At 43.0% G+C, this 19,537-nt stretch carries 18 protein-coding genes; 13 read left to right on the top strand and 5 right to left on the bottom strand.

The window, feature by feature from the left end:
• Positions 1-13 precede the first annotated feature (13 nt).
• The 5 genes from DES35_RS01175 (at position 14) to lpdA (ending at position 6,015) form a co-directional block, all read left to right on the top strand.
• The gene (locus DES35_RS01175; RefSeq protein ID WP_037357822.1) at positions 14-499 is read left to right on the top strand and encodes a cytidine deaminase; all 486 of its coding nucleotides are present in this window, start codon (positions 14-16) and stop codon (positions 497-499) included.
• Between the two features lie 90 nt (positions 500-589).
• Complete coding sequence (locus tag DES35_RS01170; protein ID WP_114365568.1) at positions 590-1,810, top strand: GAF domain-containing sensor histidine kinase; 1,221 nt, start codon at positions 590-592, stop codon at positions 1,808-1,810.
• 25 nt (positions 1,811-1,835) lie between these two features.
• Positions 1,836-4,031, top strand: coding sequence for a heavy metal translocating P-type ATPase (locus DES35_RS01165; RefSeq protein ID WP_037357818.1), 2,196 nt, complete (start codon positions 1,836-1,838; stop codon positions 4,029-4,031).
• Between the two features lie 30 nt (positions 4,032-4,061).
• On the top strand, positions 4,062-4,598 hold the full coding sequence (locus tag DES35_RS01160) for an IS1096 element passenger TnpR family protein (RefSeq protein ID WP_037357816.1): 537 nt from the start codon (positions 4,062-4,064) through the stop codon (positions 4,596-4,598).
• A gap of 19 nt (positions 4,599-4,617) precedes the next feature.
• Positions 4,618-6,015 carry a dihydrolipoyl dehydrogenase gene (gene lpdA, locus DES35_RS01155; protein ID WP_037357813.1) on the top strand — a complete coding sequence of 466 codons (1,398 nt, stop codon included), beginning with the start codon at positions 4,618-4,620 and terminating at the stop codon, positions 6,013-6,015.
• Between the two features lie 76 nt (positions 6,016-6,091).
• Here lpdA and DES35_RS01150 read toward each other — a convergent pair whose 3' ends face one another.
• Both DES35_RS01150 and ruvC read right to left on the bottom strand, forming a co-directional pair.
• The gene (locus tag DES35_RS01150) at positions 6,092-6,982 is read right to left on the bottom strand and encodes a 3-hydroxyacyl-CoA dehydrogenase family protein (protein ID WP_037357811.1); all 891 of its coding nucleotides are present in this window, start codon (positions 6,980-6,982) and stop codon (positions 6,092-6,094) included.
• Positions 6,983-7,062: 80 nt separating this feature from the next.
• Positions 7,063-7,623 (bottom strand): crossover junction endodeoxyribonuclease RuvC, encoded by a 561-nt coding sequence (gene ruvC / locus DES35_RS01145; protein ID WP_037357808.1) that lies wholly within the window; start codon positions 7,621-7,623, stop codon positions 7,063-7,065.
• Positions 7,624-7,655: 32 nt separating this feature from the next.
• Between ruvC and DES35_RS01140 the strand changes: the two genes are divergently transcribed.
• The 4 genes from DES35_RS01140 (at position 7,656) to DES35_RS01125 (ending at position 14,234) form a co-directional block, all read left to right on the top strand.
• On the top strand, positions 7,656-8,753 hold the full coding sequence (locus DES35_RS01140) for a glycosyltransferase (RefSeq protein ID WP_114365567.1): 1,098 nt from the start codon (positions 7,656-7,658) through the stop codon (positions 8,751-8,753).
• A 12-nt stretch (positions 8,754-8,765) separates the two neighbouring features.
• A complete protein-coding gene (locus DES35_RS01135) occupies positions 8,766-9,941 on the top strand; it encodes a sensor histidine kinase (RefSeq protein ID WP_244906309.1) in 1,176 nt (391 codons plus the stop codon).
• A gap of 133 nt (positions 9,942-10,074) precedes the next feature.
• The gene (gene porZ / locus DES35_RS01130; protein ID WP_114365566.1) at positions 10,075-12,393 is read left to right on the top strand and encodes a type IX secretion system anionic LPS delivery protein PorZ; all 2,319 of its coding nucleotides are present in this window, start codon (positions 10,075-10,077) and stop codon (positions 12,391-12,393) included.
• Positions 12,394-12,764: 371 nt separating this feature from the next.
• Complete coding sequence (locus tag DES35_RS01125; RefSeq protein ID WP_037357800.1) at positions 12,765-14,234, top strand: class I adenylate-forming enzyme family protein; 1,470 nt, start codon at positions 12,765-12,767, stop codon at positions 14,232-14,234.
• Here the strand turns inward: DES35_RS01125 and DES35_RS01120 are convergent.
• Positions 14,221-15,294, bottom strand: a complete 1,074-nt coding sequence (locus DES35_RS01120) for a branched-chain amino acid aminotransferase (RefSeq protein WP_037357797.1) — start codon at positions 15,292-15,294, stop codon at positions 14,221-14,223. The two genes, DES35_RS01125 and DES35_RS01120, sit on opposite strands and share 14 nt — an antisense overlap.
• A 129-nt stretch (positions 15,295-15,423) precedes the next feature.
• On the opposite strand from DES35_RS01120, the gene DES35_RS01115 reads away from it, so the two are divergent.
• From DES35_RS01115 to mnmD, 3 genes are all read left to right on the top strand, one after another.
• On the top strand, positions 15,424-15,924 hold the full coding sequence (locus tag DES35_RS01115; protein ID WP_037357794.1) for a DUF4920 domain-containing protein: 501 nt from the start codon (positions 15,424-15,426) through the stop codon (positions 15,922-15,924).
• A gap of 118 nt (positions 15,925-16,042) precedes the next feature.
• Positions 16,043-16,393, top strand: a complete 351-nt coding sequence (locus DES35_RS01110) for a hypothetical protein (RefSeq protein WP_148095373.1) — start codon at positions 16,043-16,045, stop codon at positions 16,391-16,393.
• Positions 16,377-17,048, top strand: a complete 672-nt coding sequence (gene mnmD / locus DES35_RS01105) for a tRNA (5-methylaminomethyl-2-thiouridine)(34)-methyltransferase MnmD (protein ID WP_037357788.1) — start codon at positions 16,377-16,379, stop codon at positions 17,046-17,048. Before DES35_RS01110 ends, mnmD begins: the two co-directional genes overlap by 17 nt.
• Here the strand turns inward: mnmD and DES35_RS01100 are convergent.
• Both DES35_RS01100 and DES35_RS01095 read right to left on the bottom strand, forming a co-directional pair.
• Positions 17,037-17,435 (bottom strand): response regulator, encoded by a 399-nt coding sequence (locus DES35_RS01100; protein ID WP_037357785.1) that lies wholly within the window; start codon positions 17,433-17,435, stop codon positions 17,037-17,039. The two genes, mnmD and DES35_RS01100, sit on opposite strands and share 12 nt — an antisense overlap.
• Positions 17,436-17,480: 45 nt before the next feature.
• Entirely contained in the window at positions 17,481-18,293 is an 813-nt protein-coding gene (locus DES35_RS01095; RefSeq protein ID WP_051889239.1) for a 2OG-Fe(II) oxygenase, read from the bottom strand.
• Positions 18,294-18,563: 270 nt separating this feature from the next.
• Here DES35_RS01095 and trpS point away from each other — a divergent pair, with 270 nt between their 5' ends.
• Positions 18,564-19,535, top strand: a complete 972-nt coding sequence (gene trpS / locus DES35_RS01090; RefSeq protein WP_037357783.1) for a tryptophan--tRNA ligase — start codon at positions 18,564-18,566, stop codon at positions 19,533-19,535.
• Positions 19,536-19,537: the final 2 nt, after the last annotated feature.

Genomic DNA, 19,537 nt, shown 5'->3' with positions numbered 1-19,537 from the left:
GCTACTATACTATATGAGTGAAGTAAAGTTAGTACTATCATACAAGGAAACTATCCAAAGCAAACTGGATGAGCGAACTAAAGAATTAATAATTCATGCAAAAAATGCTTCCCAAAATGCCCATGCCCCATACTCGTCATTCCATGTAGGGGCGGCTTTGCTGCTAAGCGACGGCGAAATAGTGGCAGGCGCTAATCAGGAAAATGCAGCCTATCCCAGCGGACTTTGTGCCGAACGGGTGGCTCTTTTTAAATTTGGTTTTGACAAAAGAGACCGATACTTGGTAAAGGCTGCTGTAGCAGTGCCTCAAATCAAAGGTGAAAACCTAGTACCACCTTGCGGAGCTTGCCTTCAGGTGTTTGCCGAATATAGAGCGATGCAATCCACTCCCATCGAGATAGTCCTAGTCAATGGAAGTGGAAAGGTGTTGATAGCTCCCGATATCTATACCTTTTTGCCATTTGCCTTTACAAACCGGTCCTTTAAATACTTTATTTAAATTTCTCACAACAGCTGACTCCATCTTTGTGTCCTTAGGCACATAGTAATATGACAGGTAGTACTAATTTTGAATCAAATATTTGATATTATGATTGCCGCTCCAATTCCGGCAGATGAAGATGAGCGATTAAAAGAGTTGTATCGTTATGAAATTCTCGATTCACCTTCAGAAGAAGATTTCAACCAATTGGTAGAACTTGCATCCGCTATTTGCCAAGCTCCCATTTCCCTGGTATCTCTGATCGACAAAAACCGACAATGGTTTAAAGCAAAAAAAGGGATTGATTTGGATGAAACACCTCGGGAATTGGCCTTTTGTGCCCACGCAATTCTCCAGGACAAAGTATTTATAGTTGAAAATGCTCTACTGGATGAAAGATTTTACGACAATCCATTTGTAATAAATGACGGTATCAGATTTTATGCCGGCATACCTCTCAAAACCCGAACTGGAAAAAAATTAGGTACTCTCTGCATCCTCGATACAGAATCAAGAGATCTCACCCCACTGCAACACCGTGCACTGGAAATACTTGGTCGACAAGTGATGAATCTCATTGAGTTAAGACTCATTAACAATAAACAACAAAAACTCATCGAGCGCCTCCAAAAGCAAAAACAAGAATTAAAAGAAAAAAACGACTTTGTCAGCAAAGCTCTGAAACTATTGGCTCATGATATCCGCGGCCCTCTGACATCCATCAACGGAATTTTGGATTTAATTTCAAATGGATATCTTCACCCGACAGATGAAACTGAAACCTTCAAAGAACTTTCTGACTCGGTGCGTTCTACACTCAGAATGGTAAATGACACGCTAAAGTGGAGTTTAAATACTTCCAACCGGTCGATAAATTTAGAACCTCTGAGTCTTAAAAAACTGGTTGATGAAATTGTAAAACTCTTTCAGCTGATTCTCAACTCAAAAAATATTACACTCATCAATGATATTCCTGCCGATATCATTCTTAACACTGATCGCGATCTGTTGGAAATAATCTTGCGAAACATCATTCAAAACGCAACAAAATTTACCCAAAACGGAAAAATTCACCTGGCTGCAGTCTCTGCAGACCTTCACATCACTATAAAAGTAAAGGATACAGGATGTGGAATGACAAGAGAACAGCTCGATGCCATTAATACCATGAGCGAAATTCAATCAACTTTCGGAACGCATGGAGAAAAAGGTACAGGATTCGGACTGAAAATGTGTTTTGACCTGGTTAAAATGCTGGGAGGAAAAATAACAGCTTATTCTGAACCCGGTAAAGGAAGTGAATTCGCTATTACATTATACAATTTCTGATGATATGTAATCTTAGGGCAATACAATGAAAACGGTAAAAGCCTCCTTCCCGGTACTGGACATGTCGTGTGCTGCATGTGCCAATGCCGTTGAAAAGGAACTGAAAAAACAACCTGGTGTAAAACATGCCGAAGTTTCCTACGCATCAGCAAGTGCATTGGTAGAATTTGACGAAGAAACCATCGACCCACAACAGCTAAAAATAGCCGTCAGACAACTGGGCTATGACCTTGAAATCACTGAATACAACCACAAAAAAATTAGGGAAACTGAACTTGAGAATTTCAGGAAGCTAAAGACAAAAACCTTTGCCAGCCTGGCACTGTCGGCGCCGGTAATGGTCATTGCCATGGGATGGATACATCACAAAGCAGCTAACCTTACACTATGGGTACTTACATCAGCTATTCTTTTGCTGGGCAAAAGGTTTTTTGTACATGCTTGGAAAATGGCTCTTAAAAAGCAAGCCGGTATGGACACATTGGTAGCCATCAGTACCGGAACAGCTTATTTGCTTAGTTCGCTTATCACTTTTTTTCCGGAGATTGCAAAACCCTATTTTGGAATACACACGTACTATGAACCTGCAGCGATGGTCATCGCTTTTGTATTGCTGGGTAAATTTCTCGAGGAGCAATCGCGCCTGAAAGCCACTGACTACATGGATGAGCTGAGCTCGATGCTTCCCGACAGTGCCATCCGAATAGTCAACGGTCGTGAGGAACACACACCCCTTCAACTTCTTCGGCCGGGTGATCTGCTCCTGGGTAGAACCGGCGACAGAGTGGCCGTGGATGGCATGGTGGAAGATGGAAATGCGTGGGTGGACGAAAGTCTGCTGACCGGCGAATCACTGCCCGTAGCCAAAGAAAAAGGCCATCAAGTATTTGCAGGAGCTTTGATCGTAGATGGTAGCTTTACGTACAGAGCCCAAAGCACAGGGGCCGAATCTCGATTTTCTAAAATTCTAACACTGGTAGAAAATGCAAAGTCCTCAAAACCAGCAGTACAACGAATTGCTGACCAAATCTCTGCGGTATTTGTTCCCGTGGTTTTAACAATAAGTTTGATGACTTTGCTCTTATGGCTGATTTTTGGTGGGAAAGAATTTCTACTCACCGGGATCTCCTGTACCCTTGCAGTGCTGGTAGTGGCATGTCCATGTGCATTAGGACTTGCTACACCCACAGCGGTAGTCAATGCTATCGGGAGTGCAGCTCGAAGGGGAATTTTGATAAAAAATGCTCAGTCACTGGAAATCGCATCTACTGTGAAACATGTATTCTTTGACAAAACCGGTACAGTGACCACAGGAAAATTAAGAATAAAAAATATCAACTATTACCACCAGGATAAGAAAACCTTTGTCGACCAACTCCTGGTCGCCATGGAGATGCATTCCAATCACCCAATTGCCGGGGCTGTGTTGGAATACTTCAAAGGTCTCACTCCAGAAATTGCACTCGACCAGGTCCGATATATTCCAGGCAAAGGGGCTGAAGCCATCCATAAAGGTTTAAAGTATTATCTGGGTAGCAGCCTTTGGATGAACCAAATTCTTATACAATCCCAAAGCAAACCGTCAACAAATGAACAAAGTCATTTTTTCCTGTTTACAGACACTGAAGTGCTGGCGTCTGTGACCCTGTCAGACAGCATTCGTCCTGAAATAAAAGAAGCTGTAAAAAAACTGGAGGAATTAGGAATTGGCACAAGTATTATTTCAGGTGACAGTCATGATTCAGTGACCATGATAGCCCGGGAAGCAGGCATAAAAAACTACTACAGCCAGTGTAGCCCTGAAGAAAAACTGATAATTATTAATGATTGGAAAAAACGAGGAATAACAGTAGCAATGGCTGGTGATGGCATCAACGACAGCGCAGCACTTTCAACGGCCGACCTGGGAATAGCCATGGGCAGTGGAGCTCATTTGGCGCTTGAGTCGTCTCAGGTAATTGTCAAAGACGATAACCCCAAACATATAGCCTGGATATTTGGATATTCCAAAAAGGTTCGAACCATCATTTATCAAAATCTCTTCTGGGCATTTTTTTACAACATTTTAGCTATTCCTATCGCTGCCGGGGCATTGTATCCTTCCTTTGGCATTCTGCTAAAGCCTCATTGGGCAGGAGCCGCCATGGCGCTCAGCAGTGTAAGTGTGGTGGCAAACAGTTTAAGATTGAGAAATCATTCTCCAGACACAAAGGTCTTGTAAGCTACCTTTGTCCCCATCCAATACATGAGCATGGAGAATTTTGTTTTTCTAGTCACCCTTGACGATGATAACTCTAATGTAATCAGAGAATTAGGAATTGAAGGCAGTAAATCCCTAGAAGACCTTCACACCTTGATAATCCAAAGTTTTGGTCTACAGCCAGGTGAACTGGCTTCTTTCTATCGCACCAATGAAAACTGGGAACAATTAGACGAAATACCCCTCATTCCACTCGGGGAGGGCGACAATGTTCCACTTTCAATGAATGAAGTTTCGGTAGAAGCATATTTTACAAATCATCAGCGTCTGTTGTATGTCTATGATTTCTTAAACATGTGGACCTTTTATGTTGAAAAGAAGAAGCAGGGTCCTGCACTTCCCGTAGGCTTAATACACAGCATCGGAGTCTTACCCGCTGAGCCTCCGGTGAGATTTTTTTCTGAGGAAGACCGAAAATCAGCAAAACGAACATCAGAAGATGAATTTCTCTTCGACGAAGACGAAGACTATCCAGACGATGAAGATTTCCAGGATGGGTTTCACGAGATTGACCCCGATGAATATTAACCAATAAATTTATTATTACATGGATTCGTACGATATTGTAGTGATTGGTTCCGGCCCGGGAGGGTATGTATGTGCCATAAGGGCTGCGCAGCTGGGATTTAAGACAGCCCTAGTGGAAAAATACAATTCCCTGGGCGGTACTTGCTTAAATGTGGGGTGTATCCCCTCCAAGGCTTTACTTGACTCATCAGAGCACTACCACAATGCGCTCGAAAATTTTAAAATCCACGGCATTGAAATAGACACTCCAAAGGTCAATATGCCTCAGATGATAGAACGAAAGCGCAAAGTGGTAAATCAGACAGTGGATGGCATCCGTTTTCTGATGAAAAAAAACAAAGTAGATGTGTATCACGGCCTTGGTTCATTTGTTGATCCTCATACCGTAAAAGTGGCAGGTGAGCGCGAAACAACACTCAACGCTAAATATATTGTAATAGCCACCGGAAGCAAGCCCTCTTCCCTTCCTTTTGTCAAAATTGATAAAGAGCGCATCATTACCAGCACAGAGGCTCTTGAGCTGCAAGAAGTTCCCAAACATCTAGTCGTGATCGGCGGAGGTGTCATAGGCGTCGAATTGGGCAGTGTGTACAAACGCCTTGGGGCTAAGGTAAGCGTGGTGGAGTACATGGATAGGATAATTCCATCTTTTGATTCAGCACTAAGCAAAGAACTTTACAAGGTGCTCAAAAAGCAAGGAATGGACTTTTACCTCAGCACCAAAGTAACATCGGTAGAAAGAAATGGTGAGGAGGTCAGAGTGAGTGCCACAGCTCCCGACGGAAAAGAGGTTATATTGACCGGGGATTACTGCCTGGTAAGTATTGGACGTAGACCTTACACCGAAGGACTTAACCTTGAGGCCGCCGGACTGACAACGGACGATCGTGGTCGTATCCCTGTAAATGACCATTTACAGACATCCGTACCACACATTTTTGCCATTGGCGATGTAGTCAGAGGTCCAATGCTTGCTCATAAAGCTGAAGAGGAAGGTGTTTTTGTAGCGGAATGGATTGCCGGTCAAAAACCGCACATCGACTACCATCTCATCCCAAACGTAGTCTATACCTGGCCGGAAGTGGCCTCAGTAGGCCGAAGTGAGGAGGAAATTAAAGAGGCAGGAATCCCCTACAAAACGGGTACATTTCCAATGCGCGCTCTCGGAAGGGCCCGTGCAAGCGGGGATATAGACGGGCTGGTCAAAATCATTGCTCATGAAGAAACAGACGAAATACTCGGTTTTCACGTGATTGGAGCACGTGCTGCCGATCTGGTGGCAGAGGGTGTAGTAGCCATGGAGTTCCGAGCATCTGCCGAAGACCTGGCACGCATATCACATGCACACCCCACCTTTGCCGAAGCTATCAAAGAAGCAGCTCTCGATGCAACGGGCAAAAGAGCTCTGCATATGTAAATTCATTTTACTGATTTGCAATACAAAAAGCCGTCCGATGTCGGACAGCTCTTTGTTTTTTATTAAAACGAACAAACTATTTCAAAAACATTTTACTTATTTTTGAAGCTTTCGCTCCTTCTGAATAATCATAGAAACCTTCTCCGCTCTTGACACCCAGCTTGCCCGCTGTCACCATATTGACCAGTAATGGGCAGGGAGCATATTTTTGATTTCCTAGCCCCTCTTGCAGGACTCTTAAGATAGCCAGGCACACATCCAAACCGATAAAGTCAGCCAACTGCAGCGGGCCCATCGGATGTGCCATGCCTAGCTTCATGATGGAGTCGATTTCGGCCACACCAGCTACCCCTTCATGTAACGCAATAATGGCTTCATTGATCATGGGCATAAGAATGCGGTTTGATACAAATCCCGGATAATCGTTACAGGCTACAGGGATTTTGTCAAGCTTTTCAGACAAGGATATAATGGTTTCGGTCGTCTCATCGGATGTGCTGTAGCCTCGGATGATTTCCACCAGCTTCATGATAGGAACTGGATTCATGAAGTGCATTCCTATTACCTTGTCAGGTCTTTTGGTAGCCGCTGCAATTTTTGTAATAGAAATTGAGGATGTATTAGTTGCCAGAATGGTGTGGGGAGGTGTATAAGCGCACAAGTCGGCGAAAATCCGAAGTTTAATGTCCAAATTTTCACTTGCAGCTTCTACTACCAGATCCGCCTTGCTTACAGCCGCTTTTAAATCTGTAAAAGTTGAAATGTTGGCCAATGTTTGATTTTTATCCACGTCATTTATAACGCCTTTGTTAAGCATTCTGTCTAAACTTTTGGCAATGGTGGCCATTCCTTTTTGAAGGTTTTCTTCACTTATATCCACCATGTGCACAGAGTACCCTTTGGATGCAAATACCTGAGCGATTCCATTCCCCATGGTCCCTGCTCCTATTACAGCAATGTTTTTCATTATCTTGGATTTTTAAAAAATTTTGGGCTAAAATAAAGTGATGGCGTCTATGCGGCTGATCAAGAGAGTCGCGCTTTCCGCTATTTTTTAATCTTTTCAGGATGTAGTCTGATGAATTTTTCCCAACTGGAGGAAATTCCTGATCCGACGACTTTTCCAGACTGCTGTTGCAAATGTGTAATAGCCACTGCCAAAGCATCCGTTGCATCCAAGCCGGCAGCCTTTGGTGGTAATGCGTATTGAGCATTTAAAAGAGCGGCCACTTGTTGTTTGGTAGCGCTGCCCCTTCCGGTAATGCTTTGTTTTATTTTCCGTGGTGAATATTCAGCCACGGTCATATCTCTGTAGAGGGCAGCCGCTATGACCACCCCCTGCGCCCGTCCCAGCTTGTGCATGGATTGTACATTCTCTCCGTAAAATGGCGCCTCAATGGCTAATTCGTCCGTTTTAAAGGCATCAATTATTTTTAATGTCTCGTCAAAGATAGTCTTGAGCTTATTCAGTGGGTCTTTTTTGTCTTTTATTTTCAGTGCACTGCACTCTAGTACAGTTATGCTGTGACCTTGGGCCAGCACTACAGCAAAACCCATTACCTGAGTGCCTGGATCAATTCCTAAAATAATTTTTTTTTTAATTGTCATAATGCAATATTTGACTGTTTTAACTTTACCATGTGGAGTTGATTTTATTTACTATATTACTGTTGCCTTTTGCTTATTACATCAACCTTTTTGCTAATGCCTGGAAATTTCTTAACACAAAAGAAATTAAGAAATCAATCCTTCCTACCGGCACAAAGGTAACAGTAATAGTTCCCTTCAAAGATGCTACAGAGCAGCTGCTCGTCTGGTTGGCATCATTTGAAAATTTGCCACTGGCAGATCAAGTGGAAGTCCTTTTGATAAATGATGGCTCTGTAAATTCACTTATGAAGCTCAGAAAAAAATTAGCGAGTGATGGTAAAAAAAACATCAAACTAGTCGACCGAATTCACAGAGGAAAAAAAAGCTCTATCGAATATGGAGTGTCCATTGCCAGGGGTGAAATAATAATTTGCACAGATGCAGATACACGTCCAGGAAGGTGTTGGATAGAGGGTATCCTGGAAACATTTTCCGATGAAAATATACAAATGGTTTGCGGTCGTGTAGCTCCAGCCAACGGACAATGGTTTGCAGCGATCGATTTTATGGCTCTTATGGCAGCAGGTGAGGTCCTTATCAAAAAGCAAAAACCGGTGATGTGCTCCGGTAGCCATATGGCATTCAGACGAGGGGCTTTCATGGATGTTAACGGGTATAAAGGATATCATCACTTTGCTTCGGGTGATGATGTGATTTTACTGTACAAAATCAAAGAGAAATTCGGCCCTGAGTCCATCGGATTCAATGATTACAGGGAATCGTATGTAGTCACAGATATGCCCATTTCATTAGGTCAGCTTTTATCACAACGACAGAGGTGGGGAGGCAAGGCCATATACTATCGAGATGTATTTTCACTTCTACTATCGGTTTTAGTTTTGTACTGCTCATTGATGACCTACGGAATATTTTTTATAGCTATTCCCTCGGTACCATTGGTTCTAATGGCATTGGTGATCGTCTTGACAAAGGCATGGGTAGACGTGCGGATTATTTACAAATACGCCCGAGAAGTGCATCATCCAGTTAAACCCTGGCAAGTGGCCGCTGCCACATTGTTGTACCCAATTTTTATGGCTATCGTTTTTCTGCGTATTCTTGTCAATCCCAATCCACGTTGGGGCTAAATCTGTTTTAATTTGAAAAACATCTTTAGTTCGGGACCTGCCTATACCCATTTTTATTCAAGAAAAAACTTTTGGAAAATTGTGCTCCTAACCTTCATGGTATTAATCGGAGGCGTCACTTTGTATTATACCGAAAGTCTGGCTGAAGAACTCCGCATCGAAGAACGCAAAAAAGTAGAACTCTGGGCAGATGCCATCAACATAGCAGCCTATGCCGAGCCGGGAGAAGATTTGAATCTGGCAAATAAAATCTTGATTAACAACACCACCATACCGATCATTCTTGCAGATGAAGAGGACAACATCATAAGCACCAATAATCTATCCTCCTCACAGGAGCGCAAAATCAAAACCACTCTTCAAAAAATGAAGCAGAAAAAAAACGTGATCACCATAGATCTCGGAGACGGGCTTTTCAACAAGTTGTATTACGATGAGTCGAGACTATTATACCAATTGAGAATATATCCCAGAATCCTGCTGGGTGTGATAGCATCCTTTATGCTTTTAGCTTATGTGGCTTTCAGCAATGCACGCAAGGCGGAACAAGACAGGGTATGGAACGGACTGGCTAAGGAAACTGCACATCAAATTGGCACACCATTAAGTTCTTTACTTGGCTGGTTGGAAATTTTAAAAACCGGCGAACACGATCCGCTGATGGTTGCCGAGATGCAGAAAGACCTGGACAGGTTGCAGAAAATCACTGGCCGCTTTTCAAAAATCGGAAGTCAACCCAATCTCGATTATGGCGATTTAAGAAGTATCATAAACGAAAGCACTGAATATTTGCAATCCCGCATTCCAAAGCGGGTACAGATTCAGCAAATTTTTCCCGAACAGCCCGTAATGGCCTACTTCAATCCATTGCTTATGGAATGGGTATTGGAAAATCTCATCCGAAACGCTTTGGATGCAATAGAAGGCCATGGATTAGTAACCATTTCCCTCGAACATAAAGACAAAAAGATCGAAATATCCGTCTCTGACACGGGAAAAGGAATTCCCAGACATCTTCAAAAAGCCATCTTTCGCCCGGGATTCACGACCAAAAACCGAGGTTGGGGATTAGGTCTTTCGTTGGCAAAAAGAATCATAACCGATTATCACAGAGGCAAAATCTTTGTAGCGTATTCTGAGCCTGGTAAAGGGACAACCTTCAAAATAATCCTGCCCGCTACTCTGTAACAGACAACAGCAATCCTAAAAATCTTTCTGTGCTACTTAAAGTTGAAATGGTACCCAACTTCCTCAGGACACTATAAAATTAAAAACACCTCATAAGCGTTACTTTTGAAGCTTGAGAATTTTTCCACACCTCATGAGAGTCGCTATTGTCATCTTTTCATTGGCATTTACTTCAATTACAGCTCAAAATCAATCTCTTCCCCTCGGTGGATGGATCGAACATGTGTCCTTTCGACGAACCATAGCAGTAACTGAAACACGAAATGAAGTAATGGCTGCTTCCGAAAAAGGAATTATCATCATTGATAAAAAAGAGCGTAGTGAAATCCAAACTCTGACAAAAAGCAAAGGTCTCAGCGACATCGACATTCAGCATCTGGCCTGGTACGAACCAGAAGACCTGGTCATCGCAGGCTACAGAAACGGCAATATTGACCTGATAACTCCGACACACACCATAAGTAATGTCAGCGACATCGTTCGTTCCAATATTTTTCTTGGACGACGCAGACTCAATAAAATTCGTATATTCAAAGACCGAGCCTACATCTGTATGGGATTTGGCATAGTAGTTTTTGACCTTCAGAACCGTCTGTTTCCCGAAACACTTATCATTGGCCCGAATGGCTCGCAAATAGAAGTGTTTGATATTGCCTTTGACGAAGCAGGCAACAGAGTATTTGCCGCAACCGAGATTGGAGTTTTTTCTGCTTCCCTCTCATCCAGCCTGGTGTTTTTTGCCAATTGGACACCTGAACCAGGCATGACCACCAGACCTTTTAACCACATTGTCAACTGGGGAGGGAAAATTGTAGCCAACCGCCTTACAGGTACCAACGATGACAGTCTCTTTATCCGGGAAAACGGAACATGGACATGGATGAGCGATGTGTTTATTTCCAAAAACTTTGACCTCGAAGTCTGTAACGACGAATTACTTGTAACCAATGATTTTTCAGTAGTGAGCTATCGGCCAAATCGCTCCAAAAGGCTAAATATTGAACCCGGAAACCTCTTTAATCCAAACTTTAAACCCATGGCAGCCATCCAGGCGCGCGATGGCAACTGGTATTGGATTGCATCCGAATTAGAAGGATTGTACGGATATTTTTATCCTGAGGGGTGGTTGTTCACCTTTCTTCCTGATGGGCCTTTCGATGAAGATGTATTTCGTATGCGCTACCACAATGGGAGGTTATGGGTCGCACCTGGTGCAATTAACAGTGTATGGGGTCCGACATTCAACAATAAGGGTATTTATTTCTATGAAAATTTTGATTGGCAACACATCCCTTCCGCCCAACTACAAAACAGAACCGATATCCTCTCAATCACCCCTTCCCATTCAGAGCCGGGTACGGTGTATGCTACAGCCTGGGGACAGGGGATTGTTAAAATCTCCGACGGGCAATACATCACCACTTATAACGCTTCCAACACCGACGGTGCGCTATCGCCCGTGGTCACAGCACCGGACCAGATTCGAGCCTATGATGTAGTATTCGATTCGAAGGGAAATCTCTGGACGGCTACATCGCTCAGCGACAGACCTCTTACCCGAAGGACGCCTCAGGGTGTCTGGGAAAACTTTCCAATGGGTACCATCGCAGGAACCAATACCAATATCGGCAGAATGCTTGTGACCCGTGAGGACCAGATCTGGATGAGCATTCAAAATCGCGGCATAGCTGTGGCAAAACTCAATGACAACGGGACCCTCCAACTGAATCAGCTCACACAACTCGAAGGCAGTGGAAACCTGCCGTCTGCTGACGTCAGAGCCTTCGCCGAAGATCTGGACGGAGCCGTATGGATCGGTACTTCAGCAGGTGTAGCTGTTTTATATACCCCTCGATTCATTTTTGAACCCAACAGAAACTACGATGTTCGTCGGATTACTTTTGAAGAAGATGGAATCGTACAAGCTCTTTTGGCACAGGAAATCGTGACAGCAGTAGCCGTGGATGGCGCCAACAAAAAATGGTTTGGCACACAAAATTCAGGGGTTTTCTATACTTCCGCAGATGGAAGAGAACAGATTTTTAATTTCAATAGAAACAACTCTCCCCTTCCCTCAAACAACATTTTAGACATTGAAATAGACCGTAAAACAGGACTTGTGTACATCGCTACTGACAGAGGAATTGTTGCCTATCAAGGAGCTGCTACCGAAGGAAATGAAGAGTTTACCGATGTCTATGCCTATCCCAATCCCGTCAGGCCAGATTATGAAGGTCCCATTTTCATCAGAGGCCTGGTAACAGGTGCATTTGTAAAAATCACAGACGTGACCGGAAATCTGGTGTTTGAAACACGTGCTGAAGGAGGTCAGGCCATCTGGGATGGACGCGACTTCAAAGGTCGCAAAGTACAAACTGGTGTTTACCTTGCATACATGAGCGACGAACTGGGGTTTAATACCTATGTTGCCAAAATATTAATCGTCCGGTGAGGAAATTAAACTGATGTTTTTCCATCCTTTGAATTTTTGGTTCAGGCACTAAACCGATACTTATGAAAGATAATTTTAGTACACCTGAAAATTTTCAAGCATCGGATGAACATAGAAAATCCAACTCTTCTAATGTGGCTCATGAAATTTAAAAAGCAAATGAAGATGAAGTTATTTTCTCTAAGATAACTCATATCAAACCTGGTAATCGATAGTCCGATTTGTGAAAAATTATTGTACGTATTAACTTTCAGGAGTTTACTAATCTCTAAAAAGGCAAATAAACCCTTGGGTCTCATGTACATTCAGTTGGCTGAAATTGACGGATTGAGACAGTGTTCTTAGTTTGCAATCCATTCATTTTTAAAATTATGATTGCTGACTGGGCAGACCGATGGAGTCTTTATTTGCCTGATAAGGTTGCATTACAGGAAACCGATACCGGCCGAAAATTTACGTATGAACAGCTGAATCGGCTGGCACGTCAGACTGCTGGCTATTTGCAGAAGTCAGGCATCGGCAAAGGTGACAGAATAGGTGTCTTATCGGCATTTTGCGCTGAATATATTGTTCTCTTTCTGGCTGCCCAGAAGGCCGGATTTATTTTGGTGCCAATCAATTACCGACTCACGCCCCCTGAAGTATCCTATATAATTTCAAATGCCGGATGTAGCATGGTGTTTTGTTCAGCCGAATTGAAAAGCCTTTGGAAAGATGTACAAGCGGATGTGAAGGAAAGTTTTATTGAGGAATTATTTCCCCTATCCGAAGGTTATAACCCGGATTTATCTGTTGAAATCGCCGAAGATGACCCGATTTTTATTCTTTATACCAGTGGCACGACAGGCTTTCCAAAAGGCGCCATCTACACTCATAAAATGCTCTTTTGGAACTCCATCAACACTGCTCTAAGGCTTAAACTACACTCTGACGACAGCACCCTCATTGTAACCCCTCCTTTTCATACAGGTGGCTGGAATGTTTTGCTGACTCCTTTGCTTCACTTTGGAGGTACCGTTTACTTGATGAAAAAATTTGATCCGGAGAGCAGCCTCAAAATTCTTCTTCAGGAAGGTATTACACTTTTTATGCTCGTCCCCACTATGGTGCGTATGTTGTCAGAGACCGATGGTTTTCAGTCAGCAGAATTCTCCAAGCTCAAATATTTTATCGTAGGTGGTGAACCTTTGCCTGTAACTCTTATTCAATTGTGGGCTGAGAAAGGCGTGCCCATCAGGCAAGGGTACGGACTCACCGAATGTGGTCCAAATGTAACCTCACTTCCAGAAGAGGATGCTATCCGAAAGCGCGGCTCTATCGGATTTTTGAATTTTTATGTAGACCATCAATTAGTGGATGAACAGGGTCAGGTGATTACCGGTGAAGGCACTGGTGAGCTATGGCTCAAAGGGCCAATTGTGACACCCGGTTATTGGCAAAACCCAGAAGCCACACAAAACAGTCTGTTCAACGGATGGTTTAAAACTGGCGATGTCATATATCGAGACTCAGAAGGATACCTCTATGTGGTCGACCGGATCAAAAACATGTTTATTTCCGGTGGAGAGAATGTATATCCAGCCGAAGTGGAGAAGTACATTCAGAAGCATGAGGCAGTATCAGAAGTAGCTGTGATCGGGGTGCCTGATGAAAGGTGGGGAGAATCAGGCAAGGCCTTTATCTCCCTGAAACCCGGTCATCATCTTACTTACGACGAGCTAAGGATGTTTTGTCAAAAAGGTCTTGCGAAGTATAAAATTCCCAAGCATCTGGTGCTACTGGATACACTTCCAAAAAGTGACACCGGAAAAATCGATAGGAAAAAACTCAGGAATATGTAGGGTGTTGTACCGGTTTTTCAATATCGTACATCCATCCAAATGTGTCTTCTACCTTACCCAGACGAATATCGGTCAGTGATTTTTTTACAAGTGCCGACAAGCCATTGTCAGGAGTGGGAATTTCAATGACTTCATCTCTAAAACCTAGATGTGAAATTGGACTTATTACAGCGGCCGTCCCCATGCCAAACATTTCTGAAACCCTCTTTTCCCGGGCGGCTGTTACCAGCTCATCTACAGTGATAGGCCCCTCTTTTATGGGAAAATTCTGGTCGTTTAACAGAGTGAGGATGCTGTCGCGTGTAATACCGGCCAGAATACGTTCGCTCAAGGCAGGGGTTCTAAATACACCGTCTATAACCACTGCTATATTCATGGTACCTGATTCTTCAATCAAATGGTGATTTTTGTGATCTGTCCATATTATTTGTGTGTAACCCTCCTGCTGGGCCAGTCTGGTAGGATAGAAAGCAGCTCCATAATTTCCGGCAGCTTTGGCAAAACCCACTCCACCATCTGCCGAACGCACATATCTTTCTTCAATTTTCACTTTTACGCTACCACTGTAATAAGGACCTGAAGGACTTAACAGTATACAAAACACGTAGGAATCTGAAGGTCGGGCTGCAATAAACTCCGATGAAGCGTACAAAAATGGTCGTATATACAGTGAAAGGTTTTCACCAAAGGGCACCCAGTCGTAGTCCAGTTTTATCAGCTCTACAAGACCATCCATAAAGATTTCTTTGGGTACAGTTGGTATTGTCATCCGCTCTGCACTGCGGTTGAGACGGTTGAAATTTGCTTCTGGTCTAAAAATGCTCACCGTGCCATCCACCTTTCTATATGCTTTCATGCCCTCAAACACTGCCTGCCCGTAATGCAAAGCATGTAGCGCTGGAGTCATCGGAATTGGACCATACGGCAATATTTCCGGTTCACCCCAATTCCCATCTTTATATTCACAGATGAGCATATGATCGGTAAATACTTTTCCAAATGGTAAATTATCAAAATCCACCATATGAATCCTTGAATTTTTGATTCTTGTGATTTTCATGAAAGTATTGTATTACAAAAACTGTTTTCCCCTAGGACAAATGTAAAACCCTCAATAATTTTTTTGAATGTAATTAGGATAAATTAAGAGGTTTTGGGATAAGTTTGCCTGTCTAAATATTAGGAACTTATGAAATTTCAAAGCTGGATTTTTATTCTTTTTTTCACATTTCATATTATTTCATGCGATACCCATTCTACTGAGCAAATCTCAGCCCAGTCCGAAGAAGAAGCGGAGACTCCAACCGGAGTCTTTGGTGAGCAAATTACAGAGGAAGGAGCCATCGACGCATCTGAATTGCTTACCATCCTGCAACCGGGCGACTCCGTATTTGTGAAAGTGAAAGGAACTATCAACGCATGCTGTCAAAAAAAAGGCTGTTGGATGGATGTGGACCTCGGTAATGGCCAGAGCATGCTGGTAAGGTTTAAAGATTATGATTTTTTTGTACCTAAGAATGCTGCAGGTTATACGGCTATCATGGAGGGCTATGCCAAACTGGAAGTACAAGACATAGAATGGCTTCGCCACAAAGCTCATGACGCTGGAAAATCTGAAGAAGAAATTGCTGCCATCAACGAACCGGAAACCAGTATTACCTTTATGGCAAATGGCGTCATTATTAAATAGTCAAAATAAAAATTACCTACTGCTGGTGGTTCTGTTTATCCCAATGCTTACCGGCTGCAGCTTGGGTGAAAAAAAAGAACCTGCTGACACAGACAGGGACCTTGTGAAAAGGGCCGATATGTCCGAGCTCGCTCTTCTGATGCGCCGGATGGAAAAACTCACTGCCCAATGGAAAGAAGCTACTGAGAAAGGCAATTACACAGACATTGAGCTCCCTGACTGGCTGGAAAAAATCCATACGGCCGAAGCTACAGATCCATCGGAGATTACTGAAATTTATCATCCAATGGCAACTGCATGGCTTGAATCAGTCAGGCAGTTCAAAGATGCACCCGCTGCAGAAAAACCAAAAACCTTCAACACATTAGTCAGCAACTGTATAACTTGTCATCAGCACTATTGCCAGGGCCCCATTCCCAGAATTAAAAAATTGTATGTAGAGCCTTCCACTGATGTTTCAAATCGCTGAAACCCGCGACGGAACGCCCACAGTCATCAATACTTTGCTCAATCAATCCTACCACAGCATGCATGGAGCTCTGATGGAATCCATGCATGTATTTATTGGTGAAGGGTTGCAGTATTTTACTTCTAAATTCCAGCATTCGGTTATTCGCATTTTCGAAATGGGATTTGGCACAGGGCTGAATGCTTTGCTCACGTATCAATATGCCAAAGCTCACGGACTAAAAATTCACTACCAAGCCGTTGAAAAACACCCCCTGCCTGTTGATTTGGTTCTGAGTCTTAATCTCCATCATTTTCTTGGTGTATCGGAGACTCTGATTACTCAATTTCACCATTCTCAACATTTTCCGAATGCAGTGTGCGTCGATGACGACTTTCTGATTGCTGTCGGACATTTGGATATGCGGGAGGTTCTCTTATCTCCTGGCTCAATCGATCTGATGTATTTCGACGCCTTCTCGCCGAGTGTACAACCAGAACTATGGTCTGAAGACATAATGCGCACATGTTTTCAGGCATTGTCGGTACCGGGGGTGTGGGTTACGTATTCATGTAAAGGTGATGTTAGAAGAGCATTGATTAAAGCTGGTTTTCAGGTTGAAAAAATCCCTGGCCCGCCAGGAAAAAGAGAAATGCTCCGAGCCTTAAAAATTTAATTTCTCCAATATTTCCAGCATTGCTGTTTGCTTAAGAGGTTTGCTCAGATATCCCTTTACCTCTGGATAAGTCTGCGACTTTTCATAATCGCCGGTATCAATCGATGAGGTAACCATTACAACAAAAGGCCTTTTTTCACAGTGTTTGATCATATCGAGCATTTTATCAAGAAACTCATATCCATCCATCAGTGGCATTCGGATGTCGAGCAATATTAAATCCGGAAATTGTTCGCATATACCACCGGATATGCACTGCTCAATAAACTTCAATCCCTCGATTCCGGATAAACAACTCACTACATGGGCTGTGGGTCTGAGATTCAGAATTACTCTTTGGTTGATCAATAAATCTATTTGATTGTCATCAATTACTAAGACATTCATCCTCTGTGACTATGAGGCAAATATGACGCTATGTTCTTAACAATCCTAATTTTTGTCCTGAAAGTCCAATTTTTTTACGCCCAAGGTCTTAAGAATTTTTTTTGCATTGATTTTCAGTGTTTCTTTTACTGTCGTCACTGCTTTTTTTAAAAAGCTTTCATCTGGTCTGGGTAAAAACCTGCTGTCTCGATACGAAAATCCTTCACCTACTGAGGTGTAATAGTATGTGTAAAAAGATTTTCTGGACTCATAATCCGGAACGTGTATTTTGCTGTAGCCATGAGGTGAATTGTCATCTGTATAAAAAATAACAGCAACATTGTGAAATGGTGGAATCTTTTTAACACAGTTCTGCATTGCCACATCCCATAGCTCCAGATCTCCACCATACTCCGGTTTCCAATTTTTATTTAAGTAAATCAACAGATTTACTCTTCTCCATAGTCCTTTTTCCGGATTCATATTTACATCCACATGAACGTCTACGAAACTTCCGTTTTTACCTTGGTGCAGACCGCTGCCCAAGCTGTCGTCCGTTGACCGAAGTCCCTCTACACCAGTCACTTCACTCAACCAAATACAGAAAGCTTCACTTTGCAAAGCATCCCTTACCCGGCCAAATACCGGATCCCAACGTTCAAAATGATAGTCTTCAGCCTTGTCCTCGTTGATACTCTTGCGCTTTACATTCAGCGTTTCAAAAGGCGGGAACTTTTCATACAACTGATCTGCAATTTCAGGTATCAAAAAATTTTCAATTACCACATGTCTGCAAGGAACTCCTTCAGCAAATTGCCTTTTAAAGAGTTCTTTTTTCGCCATTATTTCTGGATTGATGACTGCAGAATCTCCTATCATGAAGTACTAATTTTAGGCAAATGTAGTGAAATCCATCTCCATGTCTGACTATGCTCAACACCCTATCTGAATTGATACCATTTCTTAAAATACAGAATGGGTAAGGGATTAAACCAAAACTTAACTGATGATTTTTTTAGGTTAATTCTATGTATGGCCAGATGACCTATTCAATGGTTCTGAAACCAAGGCTATTGTTTTACTAACACTTCCTTTGAGATTCAGCTTTTGTAACCTCTTACCTTTGCTGCCGTCTCAATATATTGTGCTATGCCTAGATATCTGACCGGTGTACAAAGTTCCGGACAACCTCACCTTGGAAACGTCCTGGGAGCCATTGCTCCAGCTGTAGAATTTTCAAAAAAACCGGATGCCGAAAGTTTTTTTTTCATAGCTGATTTTCATTCACTTACTACTATTAAAGACGCTGCACAGCGCAGAGCAAACACCCAAAGTGTAGCTGCATCATGGATTGCATGTGGATTTGATGCTGAGAAAAATGTTTTTTACCGCCAGAGCGATCTGCCAGAAGTCACTGAGCTCACCTGGTATCTAAGCTGCTTTACACCCTATCCAATGCTGGCCAACGCCCACAGCTTCAAAGACAAGAGCGACCGTCTGAGCGACGTGAATGCCGGATTGTTTAATTACCCTGTATTGATGGCTGCTGATATTCTGCTCTACGATGCCGATTTTGTACCTGTTGGGAAAGATCAAAAACAACACCTGGAAATCGCTCGCGACATTGCATCTGCACTCAATCGCACAGTAGGAAAGGAAGTTCTAAAGCTACCAGAAGCTCTTATTCGGGAGGAAGTGATGACGATACCCGGTACCGATGGACGAAAGATGAGTAAATCATATAAAAACACGATTGACATCTTTGCTCCTGAGAAGGAGCTCAAGAAACAAGTGATGAGCATTGTCACCGATTCAACACCGCTTGAGGAGCCAAAAAATCCGGATACCTGTACTGTTTTTGCTCTTTACAGTCTGCTGGCATCACCCAGCCACATTGAGGAGATGCGTAGAAAATATTTGTCCGGCGGCTATGGATATGGCCATGCTAAAAAAGAATTGCTTGCTCTGATTTTAGACCACTTTGCACAAGCACGCGCAGAATACAACCGCCTGATGGATGACCCCGCCACCCTCGAACAATTGCTCAAAAATGGAGCAGAAAAAGCGCGTGCCATAGGAAGTCTGGTACTTTCGCGTGTCCGGGAGGTACTTGGTTTTTAATT

This window comes from Schleiferia thermophila (genome assembly GCF_003337435.1).
GTDB lineage: Bacteria > Bacteroidota > Bacteroidia > Flavobacteriales > Schleiferiaceae > Schleiferia > Schleiferia thermophila.
The sequence above is the reverse complement of the archived record's forward strand: the minus strand, read 5'-3'. Positions and strand labels throughout refer to the sequence as shown.